The organism is Zobellia nedashkovskayae, from assembly GCF_015330125.1.
Taxonomy (GTDB): Bacteria; Bacteroidota; Bacteroidia; order Flavobacteriales; family Flavobacteriaceae; genus Zobellia; species Zobellia nedashkovskayae.
The window spans coordinates 3,606,333-3,627,797 of the sequence record NZ_JADDXR010000002.1; the positions used below are offsets into that span (position 1 = coordinate 3,606,333).

At 36.5% G+C, this 21,465-nt stretch carries 17 protein-coding genes; 4 read left to right on the forward strand and 13 right to left on the reverse strand.

Annotated features, from left to right (window positions below; all coding sequences use genetic code 11):
- The first annotated feature begins 48 nt into the window (after positions 1–48).
- Complete coding sequence (locus IWB64_RS14680) at positions 49–4,095, forward strand: two-component regulator propeller domain-containing protein (RefSeq protein WP_317171983.1); 4,047 nt, start codon at positions 49–51, stop codon at positions 4,093–4,095.
- Positions 4,096–4,116: 21 nt separating this feature from the next.
- Here IWB64_RS14680 and ribB read toward each other — a convergent pair whose 3' ends face one another.
- The 11 genes from ribB to nhaC form a co-directional block, all read right to left on the reverse strand.
- Complete coding sequence (gene ribB / locus IWB64_RS14685; RefSeq protein WP_194534715.1) at positions 4,117–5,259, reverse strand: 3,4-dihydroxy-2-butanone-4-phosphate synthase; 1,143 nt, start codon at positions 5,257–5,259, stop codon at positions 4,117–4,119.
- Positions 5,256–6,827 carry an LptF/LptG family permease gene (locus tag IWB64_RS14690; RefSeq protein ID WP_194534716.1) on the reverse strand — a complete coding sequence of 524 codons (1,572 nt, stop codon included), beginning with the start codon at positions 6,825–6,827 and terminating at the stop codon, positions 5,256–5,258. The genes ribB and IWB64_RS14690 overlap by 4 nt, the downstream gene beginning before the upstream one ends.
- Before the next feature lie 10 nt (positions 6,828–6,837).
- Positions 6,838–7,482: a LolA family protein gene (locus IWB64_RS14695; protein ID WP_194534717.1), complete on the reverse strand. Its 645-nt coding sequence runs from the start codon at positions 7,480–7,482 to the stop codon at positions 6,838–6,840.
- Positions 7,483–7,508: 26 nt separating this feature from the next.
- Complete coding sequence (locus IWB64_RS14700; RefSeq protein ID WP_194534718.1) at positions 7,509–9,899, reverse strand: FtsK/SpoIIIE family DNA translocase; 2,391 nt, start codon at positions 9,897–9,899, stop codon at positions 7,509–7,511.
- Between the two features lie 105 nt (positions 9,900–10,004).
- On the reverse strand, positions 10,005–11,957 hold the full coding sequence (locus IWB64_RS14705) for an LTA synthase family protein (RefSeq protein ID WP_226975905.1): 1,953 nt from the start codon (positions 11,955–11,957) through the stop codon (positions 10,005–10,007).
- A gap of 59 nt (positions 11,958–12,016) precedes the next feature.
- Positions 12,017–12,385 carry a diacylglycerol kinase gene (locus IWB64_RS14710; protein ID WP_194534719.1) on the reverse strand — a complete coding sequence of 123 codons (369 nt, stop codon included), beginning with the start codon at positions 12,383–12,385 and terminating at the stop codon, positions 12,017–12,019.
- Complete coding sequence (tpx, locus tag IWB64_RS14715) at positions 12,378–12,884, reverse strand: thiol peroxidase (protein WP_194534720.1); 507 nt, start codon at positions 12,882–12,884, stop codon at positions 12,378–12,380. The genes IWB64_RS14710 and tpx overlap by 8 nt, the downstream gene beginning before the upstream one ends.
- 188 nt (positions 12,885–13,072) lie before the next feature.
- A complete protein-coding gene (locus IWB64_RS14720; RefSeq protein ID WP_194534721.1) occupies positions 13,073–13,330 on the reverse strand; it encodes a DUF6952 family protein in 258 nt (85 codons plus the stop codon).
- On the reverse strand, positions 13,311–13,625 hold the full coding sequence (locus IWB64_RS14725; protein ID WP_194534722.1) for a thioredoxin family protein: 315 nt from the start codon (positions 13,623–13,625) through the stop codon (positions 13,311–13,313). Before IWB64_RS14725 ends, IWB64_RS14720 begins: the two co-directional genes overlap by 20 nt.
- A gap of 107 nt (positions 13,626–13,732) precedes the next feature.
- The gene (locus IWB64_RS14730) at positions 13,733–14,377 is read right to left on the reverse strand and encodes a peroxiredoxin (protein WP_194534723.1); all 645 of its coding nucleotides are present in this window, start codon (positions 14,375–14,377) and stop codon (positions 13,733–13,735) included.
- 231 nt (positions 14,378–14,608) lie between these two features.
- Positions 14,609–16,111 (reverse strand): Na+/H+ antiporter NhaC, encoded by a 1,503-nt coding sequence (nhaC, locus tag IWB64_RS14735; protein ID WP_194534724.1) that lies wholly within the window; start codon positions 16,109–16,111, stop codon positions 14,609–14,611.
- A 132-nt stretch (positions 16,112–16,243) separates the two neighbouring features.
- Here nhaC and lpdA point away from each other — a divergent pair, with 132 nt between their 5' ends.
- Positions 16,244–17,650: a dihydrolipoyl dehydrogenase gene (lpdA, locus tag IWB64_RS14740; protein ID WP_194534725.1), complete on the forward strand. Its 1,407-nt coding sequence runs from the start codon at positions 16,244–16,246 to the stop codon at positions 17,648–17,650.
- 58 nt (positions 17,651–17,708) lie between these two features.
- On the opposite strand, the gene IWB64_RS14745 is transcribed toward lpdA, so the two are convergent.
- Complete coding sequence (locus IWB64_RS14745; RefSeq protein ID WP_194534726.1) at positions 17,709–17,939, reverse strand: CDGSH iron-sulfur domain-containing protein; 231 nt, start codon at positions 17,937–17,939, stop codon at positions 17,709–17,711.
- A gap of 266 nt (positions 17,940–18,205) precedes the next feature.
- A complete protein-coding gene (locus IWB64_RS14750; RefSeq protein ID WP_194534727.1) occupies positions 18,206–19,390 on the reverse strand; it encodes an acyltransferase family protein in 1,185 nt (394 codons plus the stop codon).
- A gap of 213 nt (positions 19,391–19,603) precedes the next feature.
- On the opposite strand from IWB64_RS14750, the gene IWB64_RS14755 reads away from it, so the two are divergent.
- Together IWB64_RS14755 and IWB64_RS14760 are read left to right on the forward strand one after the other, a co-directional pair.
- On the forward strand, positions 19,604–20,137 hold the full coding sequence (locus tag IWB64_RS14755) for an NADPH-dependent FMN reductase (RefSeq protein ID WP_194534728.1): 534 nt from the start codon (positions 19,604–19,606) through the stop codon (positions 20,135–20,137).
- Positions 20,138–20,149: 12 nt separating this feature from the next.
- Positions 20,150–21,448, forward strand: a complete 1,299-nt coding sequence (locus tag IWB64_RS14760; RefSeq protein ID WP_194534729.1) for an anthranilate synthase component I family protein — start codon at positions 20,150–20,152, stop codon at positions 21,446–21,448.
- The last annotated feature ends 17 nt before the right edge of the window (positions 21,449–21,465 follow it).

Consider the following 21,465-nt stretch of genomic DNA (forward strand, 5'->3'; position numbering starts at 1 on the left):
ATAAAAGTAGATGAGCTAGGAGGTTATTTTTAAAACCTTAAATTGTAAGTGCAACTCAAAAAAATGGGCTACCGATTAACATGTGTTTTCTGGTTTATCTTCTCTGTTTGGGGAATGTGTGCCCAATCATTAAAATTTGAGCACTATAATGATGCTAGTGGTATTTCCCATAATTCGGTAAGACATATTGTTCAAGATAATGAGGGCTTTCTTTGGTTTGGAACATTTTCTGGTCTTAACCGTTTTGATGGGTATGAATTTAAATCATATACCAGCGTATCTCCTTCTGTAAATACCATTCCCAACGATGATATTACTGCATTGGAATTTAATAAAGAGACGAACCAATTATGGATTGGGACGCGTAACGGGCTTACTCTTCTTGATTTAAACACCTATAAATTCAAAGTTTTTTTACCTGAGGCTAATAATGCAGGGTCATTGCCGGATAAGGAAATTAGGTCTGTCCATATAGATTCGTTTAATAGAGTTTGGGTTGGTACTAAAGACCAAGGATTATTTCTGTACGACTCTAAAGAAGAAAGCTTCAGTAAAATTCCAATTGAAGGTTTTGTCTACGTTAAAGAAATTTTTGAAGATTCTAAAGGCCGTTTATGGATTGGTAGTTATGGTGATGTTGGAATAGCTAGGATTTCTTTGGATAACCTTGGTTCCATTGTCCAAATAAAACAATATTCGTTATCCGTTGAAAATGAAGCTAGCCCTTACATAAATTTCATTTATGAAGATCATAAGTCGGACATTTTTGCAGGTAGTAGAAACGGGTTATACAAATTGAATGTAAATCAGGATAGCTTTCAAAATTTGCTTATTGAAGATTCTGAGGTAAGAGATAAGTTAGGACCTTATTTTATATCAATAGCTAAGGCTCCCAATGGAAAATACTGGTTGGGAACTTTAGGGGGTATTTTACAGGTAGATACTTTAGAAGACATTCAGACTAAGCAGTATGATTGGTATTTTTCCGAATTGTCTGATGATGACTCATTAGTCGATAACTTGGTTTCTTCATTATATTTTGATGCTTCTGGTGTGCTTTGGGTGGGCACTGAAGAAGGATTGGATAAATACGATCCTTATGAGAATCAGTTTAAATACAACACATCGATCAGTCGCTTTATAGATAACCAAGTACCTCGTATCCGCGATTTCTCAAAAACTTTTGATGAAAAAATAATAGTAGCAACACGGCATAATGGTCTATTTATTTCAGAAGAAGAAAAATACATTTCCCTTTATAATTCCCAAAAAGATATTGCAAGTATGTATTCTCCTAATGGGAAAATATTCTATTGTGGTCTTTGGAACGGGAAAATACTGGTTTATGATTACCTAAACAAAACAGATAAGGTAATTGATGTAGGATTTAAAAATGCCCCCATTTTAGCTTTTGAGCCTTTCGGAAATGACCAAATGATTATAGCTTCCCACGGTGAGGGTGCCGTTGTTCTAAATTTGGAAACTCAAAGAGTAGATGAGTCGTATGGGAATTTGTTACCCACTCTAGATATTAACACGGTAAAAGCGAGTGCGGATAATAAAATTTGGTTTGCTACGCAAATGGGCGTCTATTGCTACGATCAACAATCAATGAAAGTTATAGCTTACGAAGCCAAATCAGAGAATGAGGTTGGTTTGCCGCATAATAACGTTAGTGATATTGCCATAGATGAATCCGGTAAAATTTGGGCCGCTACCCGTAAGGGGCTCTGTTATTATGACCCGGCTCTAGATAATTTTTTACCAATAGAAGAGATAGGGGGGTTACAGAATCGTTGGATTACAAACCTTCTATCTAATAAAGATGGGTTTCTGTGGTTGAATATGAACAATAATAATTTGGGTAAATATGACATTACCTCAAAAGAATTAAAATTGTATCATACGGAAAGTGGTAACCGGCTGGATATATTCAGTACCAGAGGCTTTTATTATGCGGATGATTCCCATATGTACCTTGGTGGTAAGGAGGGAATTATAACCTTTTCACCAAAAGAGCTCTCCGTAAACGAATATGCGCCGGAACCAATAATCACCAATATTAGAGTACAGAATAAGGCGGTAGAAATAGGTTCAGTAATAAACGGACAACAGGTACTTAAATCTGATATAAACATAGATAGAAATCTGGTTCTTAAAAATACCAATAAGAATTTCTCTCTTACTTTTTCTAGTCCATCTTACGTTAACGGAAGACAGAATAGGTATAGCTATATTTTAGAAGGTTTTGATGAAAATTGGAACACCGTAGATGTTCGGCAACGAACAGTACAATACACCAATTTGTTTTCTGGAGAGTATGTGTTTAAAGTAAAGGCAATGAACAGTCATGGGGTATGGAGTGATGTTGCTTCTTACCAAATTGAAATTTTACCACCTTTTTGGTTTACCTATAAAGCGTTTTTTCTTTTGTTATTGGTGTTGGCCTTGGCTTTTTATCTCATACGCAAACAAATAAGAACCCGTATTGTATTAAAACAACAATGGTTAATGGAAAGGGTAAAGCGAGAACGTGATGAAAAATTGAATAACGAAAAGCTACGTTTCTTTACGAATATATCTCATGAACTCAGAACTCCGTTAACGCTAATTTTAGGTCCGGCAAAACAGTTGATAGAAGATGGAAAGGATTCGGGTAATTATTTTCAACAGAGCCGGTATAACCTCATTCACCAGAACGCAAATAGGTTATTAAATTTGGTAAATCAGGTGCTGGATTTTAGAAGGGCCCAATCTGGTGAATTGCGATTGAAAGTAACGAAGACGGATATTCTTCTGTATACGAAAAATACCTTTCGCTCATTTGAAGAGTTGGCGGACGATAAAAAAATCAATTTTAACTTAATATCTGAAAATGCCGAGATTGAAGGATATATAGACCGAGACAAGTATGATAAAATGCTGTATAATCTATTATCCAATGCATTGAAATTCACCCATAATTATGGTCATGTAGACCTTTTTATAGAAGTAAAAGAGGAGGGGGGTCAGCCCTTCTTAATAGTAGAAGTGAGTGATGACGGAATTGGAGTGCCTAAAGAAAGTCAAAAGAAAATTTTCTCTCGATTTTATCAAGCTTCCAATAGTACCAGTCTCAATACGGGTTCTGGTATAGGTCTTTCATTGGTAAGGGCTTTGGCGGAATTACATAAAGGACATATTACCGTAGAAAGTACGCTGAATAAAGGCAGTGTTTTTACTCTGAAACTTCCCATAGCCCGTACGGCCTATAAAGATGATGAAGTATTTGAGTATGAGAAAAGCCAAGTAGTAGAAGAATCTCCGCAATTAATAACCGCAAAGAAAATCATCCAAAGTACGCACTTAAAAGAACGAATATTAATTGTAGAAGACAATGCGGAACTACGTAATTATTTGATGGATTACCTCTCTGATTACTATAAGGTTTTTGAAGCTGAGAACGGAGAAAAAGGATTGGAAGTCTGCTTAAATGTAAAACCAGCTATCTGTATTGCAGATGTTATGATGCCCGTCAAAAACGGATTAGAATTTTGTAAAGCATTAAAGAACGATGCGGATATTAGTCATATTCCTGTTATTCTATTAACGGCATTATCAGATAACGATGATAAAATAAAGGGTTACAGTTCTGGGGCTGATGGGTATTTGGTAAAACCGTTTGATCCTTCATTACTTAAAACAAGAATTGAAAATATCATCAATTCCAGAAAAGAATTGAAAAATAGATTTTCTGAAGAAATAGAGAGTCAAGTGAATACATTGACACATTCACCCATAGATCAATCTTTCATGGAAGATTTAACGAAATTGATTCATGAGAATATGGGGAATTGCGAGTTAAACACTTCTCTTCTTTGTCAGTCATTGGGGATGAGTTCATCAAAATTATACAGAAAGATTAAAGAACTTACGGATTTGGCGCCCAATGAATTCATACGAACGATTAGACTTAAAAAATCAGCTCAACTTCTACGAACAAAAAAATACAATGTGTCTGAAGTTACTACCTTAATTGGGTTTAGTGATCCCTTATATTTTAGCCGTTGCTTTAAAAAGCAATTTGGTTATCCGCCAAGTCAATTAATAAAATAGCTTATCGAGCTAAAAGATATTCTAATACCCTACGTACTCCACAATCTCAATACCGTAACCAATAATACCAACACGTTTAGTCTGTGGTGAATTTGAAAGGATTCGCATTTTGGCAATGCCCAAATCATGAAGAATTTGTGCTCCGATACCAAAATCACGAGCGTCCATATCAATTTTTGGTGCTTTTTGAATTCCTTTTTTCTGTAGTTCTTTCAGTTCCGCCAATCGAGATAATAGGTTCAGTGATTCCGAATCTTGATTTATAAATACAATGGCACCTTTTCCTTCCTTATCTATAGCCTTGAACATGTCTTCAAGTTTTGCATCAGGGTTATTGGTAAGCGTACCTAAAATATCATTGTTAACCAAGGTAGAATTGATACGAGTCAATACCTTTTCGGTTTTGCTCCATGAGCCTTTTGTTAACGCAACATGTACATGGTTATTAGTAGTCTGTTGATAAGCTCGTAAACGGAATTTCCCAAAACGAGTTTCTATATCAAAATCTTCTTTTTTAGCAATAAGGCTATCATGCTCCATTCTATAGGCAACTAAGTCCTCTATAGAAACAATTTTAAGGTCAAACTTTTTAGCAACCTTTACTAATTGAGGCAAACGGGCCATACTCCCGTCTTCATTCATGATTTCTACGATATAACCAGCTGGTTGTAATCCTGCCAAGCGCGCAAAATCAATAGCGGCTTCTGTGTGGCCTGTTCTTCGCAATACGCCACCTTCTCTTGCAACAAGCGGAAAAATATGTCCAGGACGTGCTAAATCGTGTGGTTTGGTTTCCTTTTTAGTTAAAGCAAGTACGGTTTGGGCTCTATCTGAAGCAGAAATACCGGTAGTAACTCCACCACCACGTAAATCCACAGATACGGTGAAGGCCGTTTCCATAGGATCCGTATTGTTATTGACCATCATGTGAAGACCTAAATCTTTACATCTGCCTTCAGTTAACGGAGCGCAAATAAGTCCTCTACCGTGGGTAGCCATAAAATTTACGGTTTCAGTTGTTGCCAATTCTGCAGCAGCTAAAAAATCACCTTCGTTCTCACGATTTTCATCGTCTACAACAATAATGACGTTACCTTTTCTAATTTCATCAATGGCCTCCTCAATAGTATTCAATTGAATTTTCTTTTCCATATCGGTAATCATTCTTCTTCAGTTTTGTCTTTTTTAGCAAAAAGTCGTTTGACAAGGTCTATAACGTTTCCAAAATTTATCATTCCTTGGTCTGCGGTAGCTTGTCTTGTTAAATAAATACCTAAAGGTAACATAACCATTGAAGATAGCCATGCTCCAATAATAGGGTGAATATTGCCTTTGTAGCTATAGTTTTCAGCAAAAACACCTAAAAAATAATAGACTAAAAATAGTAAAATGGCAACTACCATTGGTAAACCAATACCTCCTTTTCTTATAATAGCGCCTAATGGTGCCCCTACAAAAAATAAGATGATACAAGAAAGTGCCAAAGCATACTTTTCATGTAATGAGAAGACATGCCTACGGTGTATTTCGTAACGCTTGTCCAGCTCTTGTTTTTTACCTTCAATAGAGGTCATTATATTAGAAACCGAGTTTTTAGCGGAGTTCATTACCTGTACTTTCTGCCAATCTTTGAATAAGGATATAATGTCTGTTGGAGATGATTTTTCTTTTGGTTCTACAGCGGCTTCTGCAATGGAATCTGCTTTGATGACTGTAGTTACTGCGGTTGCGGTATCAATAGAATTTTTTGATACAGTTTTCTTTTCTGCTGATGCCTCTTTCTCACGAAGCAATTCCATTTTTTTGGTAACTGCTGTGTCTTTGGGGGTAAGAGGAATAAAACCACCCATTCTATAAACTATATTTTTGGAGAAAGCCTGAACGATTCTGCGGTTATCGTCCTCAATTGAATCCATATCTTTTATTAACCGAGATACGTTTTTCATCTTCTCACGATTAGATACGTTTTCTTCTTCAAGGTCTTGCTCCATTTCCGGAATTTCAATGTTCATCCGGTAAATCTCAAAATCGGTATTAGTAAAGGGGTATTTTCGTTTCTCTGTACTTTTTGACTTATCCATGTCACGATAATCATGACCATCACGAAGTACTAATTGGATAAGTTCTGAATCTTCACTACTAATGAGCTCACCTGTTTTCGCTTTAATTACGGTGCTATTGACATTGGCAGCGGTTTTCTGGTGAATGATTACATTTTTTAAAAAGCGATCTTTCTCGCCATACTTTTCATCAACTTTGATACTCATACCCTCAAAGTCGCTAAAAACACCTTTTTCTATAGCTGCTGCAGGTTTTACTTTGGCAATGTTACGGCGCATATTGTAGATTTTCTGCTCAGAAGCAGGTATAACGCTATTTGCAAAGTAGAAGGTAACGCCCCCTAAAAGGACCATAAAAATAATAAGGCTTAGCATAGAGCGCTGTAAAGAAATGCCGGAGGCTTTCATTGCTGCAAATTCGTAGTTCTCCGCAAGGGTTCCGAAAGTAAGAATTGAGGCCAAAATAACGGTTAGAGGTAACACCTTTTCGGTTAAACTGGGCATCATGAAAAAGAAAAATTTGCCTATGATGACTATGTCCAGACCTTTTCCGGCAAAATCATCAATAAACAACCATATCGTCTGAAATATGAAGATGAACATCAATATTACAAACGAACTCAAAAAATTATAAAGGAACCGCGATAATATATATCGGTCTAGAATTCTCAATGTGGCAATGTTAGTTTCTTACTATGTAGTACCCGTCATTTTTGTACTTAGCCTCATCAAAAGTAAACAAGGTTTTTGACAAAGGTTGGTCAGTTTTGAAAGAATTAACGGTAATGGTTGTAGTAGTGCCATTTTTGCCAGTTTCTATAAGCTTGTATATATGCTTTGTTTCAGCATCTATCCCCAGCAGAATAGTCTTTATCTCTGAGTCTGTGTCAATAGGAGTAAGCTTCACGTACTGAATTTTCCTACCGTTCACGTTTTGTAGAATGTCCATTTCATAATTGTGACCTTCTTTATAAAAAGTCAACATTTTTGCAGGAGTCAGTGCATTTTCATCCTCTGATTTGTCTTCAATAGTAACCTCTTCGTTTTCCGGTATTATGGTATACACTTTAGAACCATCAAACAGCTGGGTAGAGCCAAAGAAATTGCCAATGTACTTATCACCTTGTAAAGTGACTTCGCCACGGGTTTCTTGATTTATGCCAGCTTCTGCATTGTTGAGGACATATTTAAAATCGACATAGATATTGTCATAGCTTTTTACCTTATTATAAACGTCTTCTAGCAAGACTTTTGCTTTCTCTGAATTTTGTGCAAAAGTGGTGTTCGATAGTAATACAAGAGTAAGTACTAAAAAAATATTTTTCATTTTACTATTTAAATTAATAGCTCTATTTATGAGCGTTCGTTGTTTAATAATTCATCTAGGGCAACAAAATCAGGTACTAATACCTGTCTTGCCTTACTACCTTCAAATGGCCCTACAATACCAGCGGCTTCAAGTTGATCTACGATACGGCCAGCACGGTTGTAACCCAATTTCAATTTTCTTTGTATTAGAGAGGCAGAACCTTGTTGGGCGGTAACGATAACTTCGGCCGCGTCACGAAAAAGGATATCTCTCTCGGATATATTATTATCAATACTTGTGCCAGAATCCTCTCCAGAATATTCTGGTAGTTCGTAGGCATTTGGGTAGGCTCGTTGAGAGCCTATGTATTCCGTAATTTTAGCAACTTCAGGGGTGTCCACAAATGCACATTGAATACGGGTAACATCGTTACCTTGTGTAAACAACATGTCCCCACGTCCAATCAACTGATCTGCTCCCTGAGCATCCAGTATAGTTCTTGAATCTATTTTAGAGGTTACTCTAAATGCAATTCTAGCAGGGAAATTCGCCTTAATAATACCTGTTATAACGTTTACGGATGGTCTTTGTGTAGCAATAATTAAGTGAATACCAATAGCTCTTGCCAACTGTGCCAAACGTGCAATAGGTGTTTCTACCTCTTTCCCGGCAGTCATGATCAAATCTGCAAATTCATCTATAACTAAAACAATATAGGGTAAAAATTTATGCCCGTCGTTAGGATTCAATTTACGCGACTTAAATTTCACATTATATTCCTTAAGGTTACGAACCTGGGCATGTTTCAACAGTTCATACCTGTTGTCCATTTCAATACAAAGAGAATTTAAGGTGTTAATTACCTTGGCGTTATCCGTTATAATAGCTTCTTCGGAATCTGGTAATTTGGCCAAAAAGTGCCTTTCTATCTTATTATAGATGGACAGTTCTACTTTTTTAGGATCTACCAATATAAATTTTACCTCTGCTGGATGCTTTTTGTAGAGCAACGATGTCAGTACCGCATTTAAACCTACGGATTTACCTTGGCCAGTTGCACCTGCCATTAGAAGGTGAGGCATTTTAGCCAAATCAACCACAAACGTTTCATTACTAATGGTCTTACCAAAAGCAATTGGCAATTCCATTTCTGCTTTTTGAAACTTACTAGAAGCAATAACAGATCGCATAGAAACGATAGTCGAGTTTTTGTTAGGTACTTCTATACCAATAGTTCCTTTACCGGGAATTGGCGCGATAATACGAATACCTAAAGCTGCAAGTGAAAGCGCAATATCATCTTCTAGATTTTTAATTTTAGAGATCCGCACTCCTGCCTCAGGAACAATTTCATAAAGTGTAACCGTTGGGCCAATCGTTGCTTTAATTTGCGAAATACCGATCTTGTAGTTCTTAAGAGTGTCTACAATCTTATTTTTATTTTCCTCAAGTTCTTCTTGGTTAATGGTAATACCACCGGTAACACCATGCTGGTCCAAAAGTTCTATGGTTGGAAATTTGTAGTGACCAAGTTCTAGGGTAGGGTCAAACTCCCCAAAATCTTCCACTAATTTATTGGCAATATTATCTGTTTCCTCCTGTTCTTCAACAATTTCTTCCACTTCCATTGCGAGTTCATCCGTCGTTTCCTCTTCTGCAGGAACAGTAACCTCAAAATCATCTAAAACAATTTTTTCTTTTTTTAGAGGTGGAATGTCTTTTTTATGTGTGTATGTATCAAGAACTACAGGCGTTTCCTTTTCTGTTTTTTTAATGGATTCTTGAACATCTCTAATAGCGTCCGTAGCTTCTTTTGAAGTTGATTGTAATTCAGATTTTATTGAAGAAGTCTTTTTCTTAAAAAAATGGGCCATTCCTTCAGGAGTAAAATGGAAGAAACGTACTAAAATAAATATCAAACCAAAAAGAAGCATAAGCACAACACCTATGTTTCCTGTATAATCTTTTAGAAAATCGTTCATTTCATAACCTATAAGGCCACCGAGTAACGGTTTTGTATCTGCCAAGAAACCTAAGGCAATGGATATCCAAATCATAAAAATCAGACCCCAAATCCATTTTTTGAGAAGTCCTTTTTTATCTAAACTTAAAAACAGATGAAGTCCGGTAATACATACTAAAATTGTTAGAATAATAGAAGCGACGCCAAATCCTTTGTAAACAAAAAAGTGACTAACACTAGCACCAAATTTGTTGAGTAGGTTTTTGGCTTGCTCATTTCTATTGGCAAACTCAGACAACAGACTTTGGTCATCTTGCCAGGTAAAATAAAAGGACACGAACGAAAAGAATAGTGCCATACTAAAAAGTATGAGCAAGCTTCCCAATATAATTTTGTTCTTTTTGGATACAACAAGACTAGCCTTCTTAGGGGTAATCTTTTTTTTGGTTGTCGTTGTTTTCTTTTTGGCCATTACTTTTTTTCCACTGGATGCAAAAATACGTATTACGAAGTTTTCGAAGTAGGGATTACGAAAAGTCTTTTCTTTTTTATAGAGTACATACTCTTTAAAGGGTGGTTATGGTTCTTTGTACGTTTTATTTTCCGCGTCTAATCGCCCGTCTAAAATGCGGTTCATGTAGTCTTGAATAAAGCCTTCTTCCATAACCTCCATCTTTTTGGTTTCTAACGGATTTTTTCCAGCAATGTTGTGCTCTAATCCTTTATCTGAAATTTGGTAAAGCCCTAAGGTGTTTTCATCATCACGAACCATGATAAGACTGTCTCTCATAAAAAGAAAATTTGTACCTGTATTGGCCAGCGCATATGGCTTCTGAATGCTATCTGAAACCAGACTTCTTCCCCAGCTTCGAAATGGTTTCTGATATCCTGTTATAGAGGCTAGAGTAGGGTAAATGTCTATTTGCTGCGCTAAACTATGGTCAACGCCTTTATACTTTTCATTGGGGTCAAAAATAAGTATAGGTACCGCATACCTATTTGCTGTTTTCTGATAGGCCTCATAATAGATTTGGTTACCGTGGTCTGCCGTGATTACAAAAACAGTGTTCTGGTACCAAGGTTCATTCTCAATAGTTTTAAAGAACTGTTTTAACGCATAATCTGTGTAGCCTACACATTGATGGATATCTAGGTCGCCTTTCGGAAATTTCCCTTCGTATTTTTCTGGTACTTGATAGGGGGCATGAGACGAAACCGTAAAAATAGTAGAGAAAAAAGGTTGTTGTTTTTCTGATAATACTTGGGCGGTATATTGAAGAAAAGGTTCATCCCAAATCCCCCATATACCATCAAAATCATCATCATTATTGTATTCCGTCTTACCATAATAGTGGTCGTAGCCAAGAACATTTCCAAAGCCTAAAAACCCCATAGAACCGTTGGGCGCACCGTGAAAGAAAGAAGTGTCATACCCCATGCCGTTTACGGCAGAAATAATAGATTCTATTTTTTTATTGGCATAAGGAGTAGAGGTATAAGCTGTTTTAAAAGAAGGTATACCTGCCAGTATGGAAGACATGGCATGAATGGACTTTCTTCCGTTAGAAAAAGCATTTGGGAAAATTAAACTGTGCTGGGCGAGTGAATCAATAAACGGAGTGTAACCCACGTAGTCTTTAATATTCATCTCTTTATTAAAGCTGCCTAAATACTCACGCCCAAAACTTTCTATAATAATAAGAACCACATTGGGTTTATTATCAACAGTATCATTATACTGTTTAATAGGGTGGAAAGTAGAATCAATAACTGCTTGGGGTACACCGCTACGTCTTTTAAAACCAGAGGATTTTATGGTTCTAATAAATGCGAAAGGCGTATTAAGGACGATGTTGGCTTGTTCAGGAGTTTTTACATGCCTACTGGCATCCACCATATTAATTGGACGCGTACTATGGCTAAAATCACCACGAATACCACCTATAGTAAGTAATCCTGTTAATAACAGTGCAACAACTGAACTTGTGAAATACGGTATTTTTTTAGGATATGATATATTCTTTACGGCAACTAATTTGTAAAGTTTTACCCAAATAAAAGCACAAATAATAAATATTAGAAATACATGCCAATAATCCAATATGAAGGATATAAGCAGTGCTTCTTTGTTTTCTTCATTTTCTAAAGATTCAAAAGATGCAAAAGTACTTCTGGTAAAGGTGTAGTTGTAATAGATGAAGTCAACAAAGTTGGTAGCGAATGCAATTAGGTTCGTTATCAAGTAAATCCACATGAGAATTTTTTGATACATCTTAGTGGTGTTGATCCACAAGGGTAAAATACTAAGCGCTATAAACAGAAGATTAATATAGAGAATAGCTGTGGTGTCAAAACTAAGGCCCCAAAAACTAAGTGCCAAAAAATCTATTACACTGTCAACGTTGAATAAATTTTTGTTGTAAACAAAGAATAGAACTCTTGCCACAAAGTAAAAAATGTAAGCCAAAAATATGCGGTACAAGGTAACTGCATACTCGTTTAATCGATATATGTTCTTAGGGTTCAGCAAATGTTTTGTCTTTATTTCACGAAAAAAAGCCTGCCTTTGAGTATAGTTTGAAGGCCTGACTAGAAAATTTTTGGTAAATAGATAATACAGCCCACAATAGTAGCGCCAATTGAAACTAGCATTACCGCTCCGGCCGCTACATCTTTTATGAAACCTATTCTCTCGTCAAATTCTGGGTGAATGAAATCACATATTTTTTCGATAGCGGTATTGGCTCCTTCAATACCGACGACTAATGAAACGGCAAAGATTTGAAAAATCCACTCCGTGGTGGATATTTCATAATAAAATCCAGCAATGGTGACCACTATAGCCAAAAACACCTGGATTTTAATACTCGCTTCGGTCTTTATTAAAAGAAGGGCTCCACGCAAAGCGAAGCCCACACTTTTTATTCTATTTACGGCAAACGACTCTTCTTTAGGCATCGGCTAAAGCTTCTAGAGCTGCTTTGTAATTAGGCTCATCTACAGTTTCAGTAACTTGCTCAGAATAGATTACGTTACCAGACTCATTAAGAACGACTACAGATCTTGATAATAACGAAACTAAAGGTCCATCAGAAAAAGCAACTGCATACTCTTTTCCGAAACTACCGTCACGAAAATCAGATAACATTTCTACATTTTCAATACCTTCTGCACCACAAAAACGAGCTTGGGCAAATGGTAAATCTTTAGAAACACATAAAACTACAGTGTTATCTAATTCTGCAGCTTCTTTGTTGAATTGTCTAACAGATTGCGCACAAGTGCCTGTATCAACGCTAGGGAATATATTCAATACCACTCTCTTGCCTGAGTAATCAGAAAGAGATGCGGATGAAAGGTCATTTTTTGTTAATGTAAAATTAGGAGCTTTGCTTCCGTTTGCGGGTAGATTTCCTAATGTATGTATTTCGTTTCCTTTTAAGGTTACTGTTGCCATGATATGTTTAATTTAAATTGGACGTGAAATTATAAAATTATGAGCTAATTAAAGGTGCTCTAGAAAAGAAATATCCTTTTTAAAAATAGAAGTGACAAAACAAAAAAGTGAAACAACTTTATTGATTCGGTTAAAAATCAAAAGTTATCTCACTTTTCGATACCTAAGTAAAAGTTTTTTCCCTAGGTTTATTTGTCAATGGCGCCCATTACACGCTGCATGAATTCGTTCAAAGCCTCTTTTTGAGGTTTGCCTTCTTTTATGCCTTTCTGTACTTCAAGTGCACCGTACATATTAGATATGAGTTCACCAATAACGTCAAGTTCTTCATCTTTTAAAGAAGAGACTTCGGTTAGGGCTTCTAAAGTTTCAATGGTTTCAACAATATAATCTTCGTCGTTTTCCGCAATGAAATTGGTCAAATGTTTAATTACTGGAAGCTTCACTGATCAATTCTTTTAGAACATCATATTTGTTCGTTTGTACTTGATTTTTAAACTCTCCATTAGTAAAAGTAGCAAATGTAGGCAAGTTGTCTACGTTAGCTAATTTCCGGCTTTCGGGAAATTTCTCCGCATCGGCAATCACAAAAGTAAAGTCTTCGTGGGTTGATGCCTCTTTCTTAAATTTAGGCTTCATGATACGACAGTTACCGCACCATCCTGCAGAATACTGTACAATTACATTTTTTTTGTCTGCAATGATTTCTTGCAGATTGTCTTGTTCTAATTCCAATACCATAATCTATAGGTTTTAAAATTTATGAATATTATTCTTTAAAATGATACCGCTTGCATTTCGCTATTGCCCAATGCAAGCGGTTATCTTTTTGAATTTTTTATCTTGAATTAGTTAGCGTGTGATGAAAGGTACTCAGCAACACCATTTCTATCAGCGGTCATTGCATCTTTACCTTCTTCCCAGTTTGCAGGACAAACTTCACCTTTTTCTTGTACGTGCGTATAAGCATCAATCAAACGCAAATACTCATTTACGTTTCTGCCTAATGGCATATGGTTGATACCTTCGTGAAATACAGTACCCTCTTCATCAATAAGGTAAGTAGCACGGTAAGTTACATTATCACCTTCAACAGTAACAACGCCAGTTTCATCATTGTACTGCTCATTAGTAATATCAAGGATACCTAACGTAGAAGAAAGGTTACGATTGCTATCTGCCAATAGTGGGTAAGTGACACCTTCAATACCGCCATTATCTTTATCTGTGCTTAACCAAGCAAAGTGTACCTCTGCAGTATCACAAGATGCACCAATTACCAATGTATTTCTTTTTTCGAACTCACCTAAAGCAGCTTGAAAAGCGTGTAATTCAGTTGGACAAACAAAAGTAAAATCTTTAGGGTACCAGAAAAGAACAACTTTTTTGTTGTTTTTTTGAGCTTCTTCTAAAACGTTCAATTTGAATGTATCGCCTAAATCGTTCATCGCGTTCACACTCAGGTTTGGGAATTTTTTACCTACAAAAGCCATATTATTTATTTTTTAAAGTTTATTATCAATTTCAATACAAAATTACATTCAATATTGTCGTAGACCATATAATCGGTATTTAAAAAATTGATAGGAGAATAACTATTGTAGATGCTCCTTAGTACATCCACATTTTGTTGTTAAATCGATAAAAAGCGAACATGAAAATTGACTAATCCACAGTGTGGCGGCTAGGAATTTTGATATTCTTAATTAATAGTTTTGAGAAATTTAAATTTCTTTATGAGAAGAAGTATTTTTGGTGGTCAATTGCTTGATTTTAATGTGTAAGGCGGCAAAAATGAGGGTCATTATAGGGCTTAACCAGTTAAATACGGCGAACAATGCATATTCTGCCGTTCCTACTCCCAAAACACTACTGTGGTAGGCACCACAAGTGTTCCAAGGCACAAGAACGGAGGTTACCGTACCGGAATCCTCTAAGGTCCTGCTTAAGTTTTCTGGAGCTAAATTTCTATCTGCATAAGCTTTACTGAACATTTTTCCCGGAACTACAATAGCAAGATATTGATCAGAGGCCGTAATGTTTAAAGCTAAACAGCTTCCTACTGTACTTGCAAAAAGACCGAACGTAGTTTTTGCCATTTTCAACAATGATTTGGTAATGCGGTCCAGAGCTCCAATACCATCCATAATTCCGCCAAAAACCATGGCACATACAATAAGCCAAATAGTACCCATCATCCCGGCCATTCCTTTTGCAGAAAATAAATCGTTTAGCGCTAAATTATCTGTGGGTACCGAAGTTTGAACCGTTATGGCAGTTAGTATTCCTTCGTAACCTGATCTAAAAGTGAGTTCTTTAGCTTCGGTGATACCAGCTACGACATCAGGTTGAAAAATTAGAGCGAATACAGCTCCTAATAAAGTTCCTATTAATAAGGCGGCCAATGGAGGTGTTTTTTTAATAATAAGTACAACAACTACTATTGGTACAAGAAAAAGCCAAGGTGTAATTGTAAAAGCCGAATTAATAGAAGTTAAGATAGATTCTATATCTGCCGAGCCTTTTGTTTCTATGGTAAATCCTAAAATTATAAAGAATATTAAAGTAATGCTTATGGTAGGAACCGTAGTGTATAGCATGTATTTAATATGATCAAAAAGCTCACCACCTGCCATAGCGGGTGCTAAATTGGTAGTATCGCTAAGGGGAGAAAGTTTATCTCCAAAATAAGCACCGGACAATACTGCTCCAGCAGTCATGCCTAAAGATATGCCTAGCGCTTCGCCAATACCGATCAAAGCTATACCCACCGTGGCGGAAGTAGTCCAGCTACTACCTGTGGCAATAGATATAATGGCACATATAACAACACAGGCCGCAAGAAATATGGTAGGGTTTAAAACTTGAAGCCCGTAGTAAATCATTGCGGGAATGATGCCGCTAATTAACCATGAGCCTGCTAAAGCACCTACCATTAACAAAATAAGTAAAGCTCCAGTAGTAGATTTAAGGTTTTCTGCAACCTCGGCCATCATTTGCTTGTAAGGCACCTTGTTGAATGTCCCAACAATAGCAGCGACAGCGCCTCCTAGTAAAAGAATGAATTGGTTAGAGCCACTAAGTGCGTCGTCTCCAAAAACATAAACATTGTAGGCCAGCATAGCTACAAGGGCTATTACAGGGGTTAGTGCTTCCCAGATATTTAATTCTCTGTTTTTAACGATGTTTTCGTTTTCTCTGTGCTCCCCTGAATTTTTGCTTGTCATTAATTGCGGTTTAGCTATTGGGTAATATTACAATTTTGATAGGGTTTGTGCAACTTTTGTATAAATTGATAAAGGTGGGCTCAAACCGGAAAATAGTGTTAATTTTGTAAGATAAATTCAAAGAAAATTTTTATGAGTTCATACGATGTAGCCATTATTGGCTCAGGACCAGGAGGATATGTATCAGCAATTCGTTGTGCACAGTTGGGATTGAAAACGGCAATAATCGAAAAATACAGCACTTTAGGTGGAACATGTCTTAATGTGGGTTGTATACCTTCTAAGGCTTTATTGGATTCTTCCCATCATTACGAAGATGCCATCAAGCATTTTGCAGAACACGGAATTGATATTCCGGGCGAAATAAAGGTAAATCTAGAACAGATGATTGCTAGAAAAGCGGCTGTTGTAAAGCAGACGTGTGATGGAGTTAAGTTTTTGATGGACAAAAACAAAATAGAGGTTTTTGAAGGATTGGGTAGTTTTAAAGATGCTACGCATATCAACATCAAAAAGAACGATGGGAGTACAGAAACTATTGAAGCTAAGAATATTATAATAGCTACAGGAAGTAAGCCTTCATCATTGCCTTTCATTAAAATAGATAAAGAACGCATTATAACTTCTACTGAGGCTTTAACCTTAAAAGAGATACCAAAACATCTTATTATTATAGGTGGAGGAGTTATTGGTTTAGAGCTTGGACAGGTTTACAAACGCCTTGGTGCCGATGTTACTGTGGTTGAGTATATGGATCGTATCATCCCTACAATGGACGCTTCACTTTCTAAGGAACTGACTAAAGTTTTAAAGAAACAGAAGGTTAAATTTAACCTTTCTAGTAAAGTAAAATCTGTAGAAAGAAAAGGCAATGAAGTTATTGTTAAGGCCGATGATAAAAAAGGTAAAGAGATAGAGCTGAAAGGTGATTACTGCCTTGTTGCTGTAGGTAGAAAGCCTTATACTGATGGTTTGAATGTTGAATCTGCCGGTGTTAAATTGGATGCAAGAGGTAAAGTTGAGGTTAATGATCATTTACAAACGTCAACTTCAAATATCTACGCTATTGGAGACGTTGTTCGTGGCGCTATGTTAGCTCATAAGGCCGAAGAAGAAGGAACTATGGTTGCTGAGCAGTTAGCAGGTCAAAAACCGCATATTGATTATAACTTGATTCCAGGTGTAGTATACACGTGGCCAGAAGTTGCTTCTGTTGGTAAGACGGAAGAAGAATTGAAAGAAGCCGGTATTGAATATAAAGTTGGTCAATTTCCAATGCGTGCATTAGGTCGCTCTCGTGCTAGCATGGATTTAGACGGATTCGTAAAAATGTTAGCTGATAAGAAAACGGATGAAGTTTTAGGAGTTCACATGATTGGAGCTCGTAGTGCAGATTTAATCGCAGAAGCCGTTACTGCAATGGAATTCCGTGCATCTGCTGAAGATATCTCAAGAATGAGTCATGCACACCCCACTTTTGCTGAAGCGGTAAAAGAAGCGGCACTTGCCGCTACGGAAGATCGTGCGCTGCATATCTAGGCCTTAAAATAGTATTATAAAAAAAATCCCGTCTAATTAAGACGGGATTTTTTTTGTTTTAGTTGTTGTGACTTCCGTCGCAATAAGGAGGGTTGTTCGTTAGTTTGCAGGTGCAAATCCTAGCTTCTTTGTCTTCATCTACTTGAAAAACTAAAGAACCTGGTTTGCCATACTGTTTGTGGGAACCGTCACAAAAAACGTTTGTTTCCGAATGACCACAGGTGCACCATGCGTATCTTTTGTCTTTTTCTAATGCTACTTTAACGGGGGTAAACTTTTTATCACTCATGTTCGCTATCGCTTTATTTTTAGTTGAAAAGGCTAAAAATAAATGAATCCAGTGAATGGTTCATGTTTGAGTACTTATTTTGACTCAGTCCTAATAACAGGAATTGATCAAACCATTTACTTTTTGCAACCTAAAAAGACATAGGTGAAGGTTGTATGTATAGGTTTTGTTCAAATTTTAGTGATTACTAATTTCACGAAGTGTAAATATCCCGTATTCTGTAGGTAGGATTTTTATGTGATATTATTTTGCAATTGACTATTGGGTTAGTTTTTGGCCCGACTAACTTTTCTTAGTAATCTAAAAAACCGACTTTTTCCAATTTGAAAAATACCTAGAGAGAAAACCTCTATTTTGACGAACACAAATTTAACAGTGGTTGCAATTCTTAATTTTATGATTTCTTTATTGTCCTCATATTTAAGAGCGGAAAAGGTACATACAATCATAAAGATTAGAGCTCCCGGAATGGCAACGGCAGGAGTAAGGGAATGATGAAAAAACCGATACAGACCTAGTCCGGTGAAAGAACCATATAGAATCATAAAATGTACGATGTAGATGGAAAGCGTGCTCTGTCCCATTTTAAGTACTGTACTGTTTTTAAGCAAACCTCTTAGGAGCATAAAAACACTGAAAACAAGTAAAACATCACCTAATCTTATAATTAAGTAATTGTTAAAGTAAATATTCGCAAATAACTGTATTTCGGTCAATTGTGAAATGTATAAAAACAAATCAGATGAATAGGCAATGAGTGTGGCTCCGGTTATAGCGAAAAGTGGTATAGCAACAGTATATAGATGTTTAAAATTTTTGAATTTCGTAAAAACTACTGATAAGAATCCTCCAAATGCAGCATAACCAAACCATGGAATAATGGTAAAAACAGAACCATTGCTTTTAGTTAGGTAATTGGCAAATGCATCTGGTAAAAATGTAAAGCCCCAGTTTTTGTAACTAGGTTCAAAAAGAAATAATAAAACGGTAATGCTTAAGAGGGCTGTTGGAAAAAGAAACTTCTTTCGTTTTTGAGCGAGTAAGTATATACCAATAATGCCTAATAGAGAAAGGCCAATACAATGCAATACATCAACTAAATAAAAAGAATCGTAAATCTTACCTTGCAAGAGTCCAAAAAGGTCCATTCGCAACAGGTAGCCAATAAAAAGAAGCTCAAGGCCTCGTTTCACTCCTTTTTTAACCCTTGGGTTCTGCAGACCGGTTTTGTCTCCTTTAGTTAAAAGAAAGGTAAATATAAAGCCAGAAACCGTAAAGAATACGGGGGCTGTAATGCCTCTAAAGTATTTCCAAATAGAGAAAGCTACACTGCTGCCATCTCTAAAAGCAGTATCTAGAAGTCCATCTATAAAATGCCCTTGTAGCATCATAAGAATGGCCCATGCTCGCATGGCATCAATAAAGTATAGCCTTGTTGTCTTGTTTTCCACTGGTGATGATATCAAAAGTTGGCAAAAGCATCATTAAAACTCAAAACATTACACTTTAGTACGTATATCATACATCCTTTTAAGTGTGCTTAATAAAAATAACCATCTTATATACTTGTAATACAGTTAGTTTGGATGTTTTCGCTGCAAAATTAGCCAAAATACTCGCAATTCAACTCTATTTGCTATATTTTCGCTAAAACACATCTTGTTATGGCTTCAATATTGGCATTTGCTGGAAGTAATTCTTCTAAATCAATTAATTATCAATTGGTAAAACATACGGTTTCTCTTATTGAGGGGGATAAAATTCAATTATTGAACATGGCTAATTTCCCTTTTCCTATGTTTAGTGAGGACTACGAGAGAGAAAACGGCTATTCGAATTCATTGATAGAGCTCAAAAATGATATAGTTAAGGCAGATGGTATTATTATTTCTGTAAATGAGCATAATAGTGGGCCTTCAGCTTATTTTAAAAATTTAACCGATTGGTTATCACGTGTTGAGCGTAAATTTCTAGATGGTAAACCTGTGCTGTTAATGTCTACTTCCGGTGGGCAAAGAGGTGGTATAAGTGCTTTGGAAGCCACGGCAAATGTAATTCCACGATTTGGTGCTCAAGTAGCGGCAACTTTTTCTTTGCCTTATTTTCAAGAAAATTTTACAGTAGGAGAAGGAATCATCGATAAGGAGCTTGCTAAGGCTCATCGTGCTGCATTAGACCAATTTTTAAGTAAACTATAAAGCTTCCGCCACTTGCGTATTTCTGCTTCGTTTACTGTTTTTGATATTGGAAAGTTTAAAGAGGACCTATTGCTATGGGCGCAACAGTTTGAAGAGGTTGTTTGGTTAGATGGTAATGGACATAGCAATAAGTATGGCTCATTTGATGCTTTGTTGGCTGTAGATGCCTTAACGACCATTAAAACGGATAGTTATCAGGCTTTTGAAAAACTAAGAGAATTTCAAGGTCAGGCAAAAGACTATATTTTCGGGTATTTTTCCTATGACTTGAAGAACGATGTAGAGCAATTAACTTCAAAAAATCACGATGGACCAAATTTTGCTGAACTGTTCTTTTTTCAACCCAAGAAAATCATTAAAATAACCGGGAACACTGTGGTTTTTCAGTATTTGATGATGGTTGATGATGAAATTCAACCAGATTTTGACCTGATTTCAAATGAAGGTGATTTAAAAGAAGAGAAGGGTACGGTTACTGAAAATATTAAGATAAAACTTCGGATTTTTAAGGATGAATATTTCCGGCAGGTTAGAAAAATGTTATCCCATATTCATCGCGGTGATATCTATGAAGCTAATTTCTGCCAAGAATTCTATGCGGAAGACACGCAGATCAATCCATTTAAGACCTACCAGAAGCTAAATAAGATATCAGAAGCGCCGTTTGCTTCATTTCTTAGAGTATATGATAATTATTTGCTTTCTGCTTCTCCAGAGCGTTATTTACGCAAAGACGGTAGTAAGTTAATTTCTCAACCTATAAAAGGAACTGCAAAAAGAGCATCTGGGGTTGAGGAAGATGAAAAACTGATAGCAGCGCTTAAGCTGGACCCGAAAGAACGTGCTGAAAATATAATGATTGTTGATTTGGTTCGTAATGACTTATCCAAGGGGGCTTTGAAAGGCAGTGTTGTTGTGGAGGAGCTCTGTGAGGTCTACACTTTTGAGCAGGTACACCAAATGATTTCTACCGTTGTTGCTCATGTACCGCCTAATGCTAATCCTGTGGATATTATCCGACAATCTTTTCCAATGGGCAGTATGACGGGCGCGCCCAAAGTGTCTGCTATGAAAATAATTGAGGAGCTTGAAGCTTTTAAGCGTGGTTTGTATAGTGGTGCAGTAGGGTATTTTACACCAGAGGGTGATTTTGATTTCAATGTGGTGATTCGTAGTATTCTCTATAACGCAACCAAAAAATATGTTTCGTATTCCGTAGGAAGTGCAATTACAGCAAAAGCCATTCCTGAGAAAGAATATGAAGAATGCTTATTAAAAGCGAAAGCCATGCGGGAAGTTCTTGAGGAATGAACTTGCGTAAAGATTAA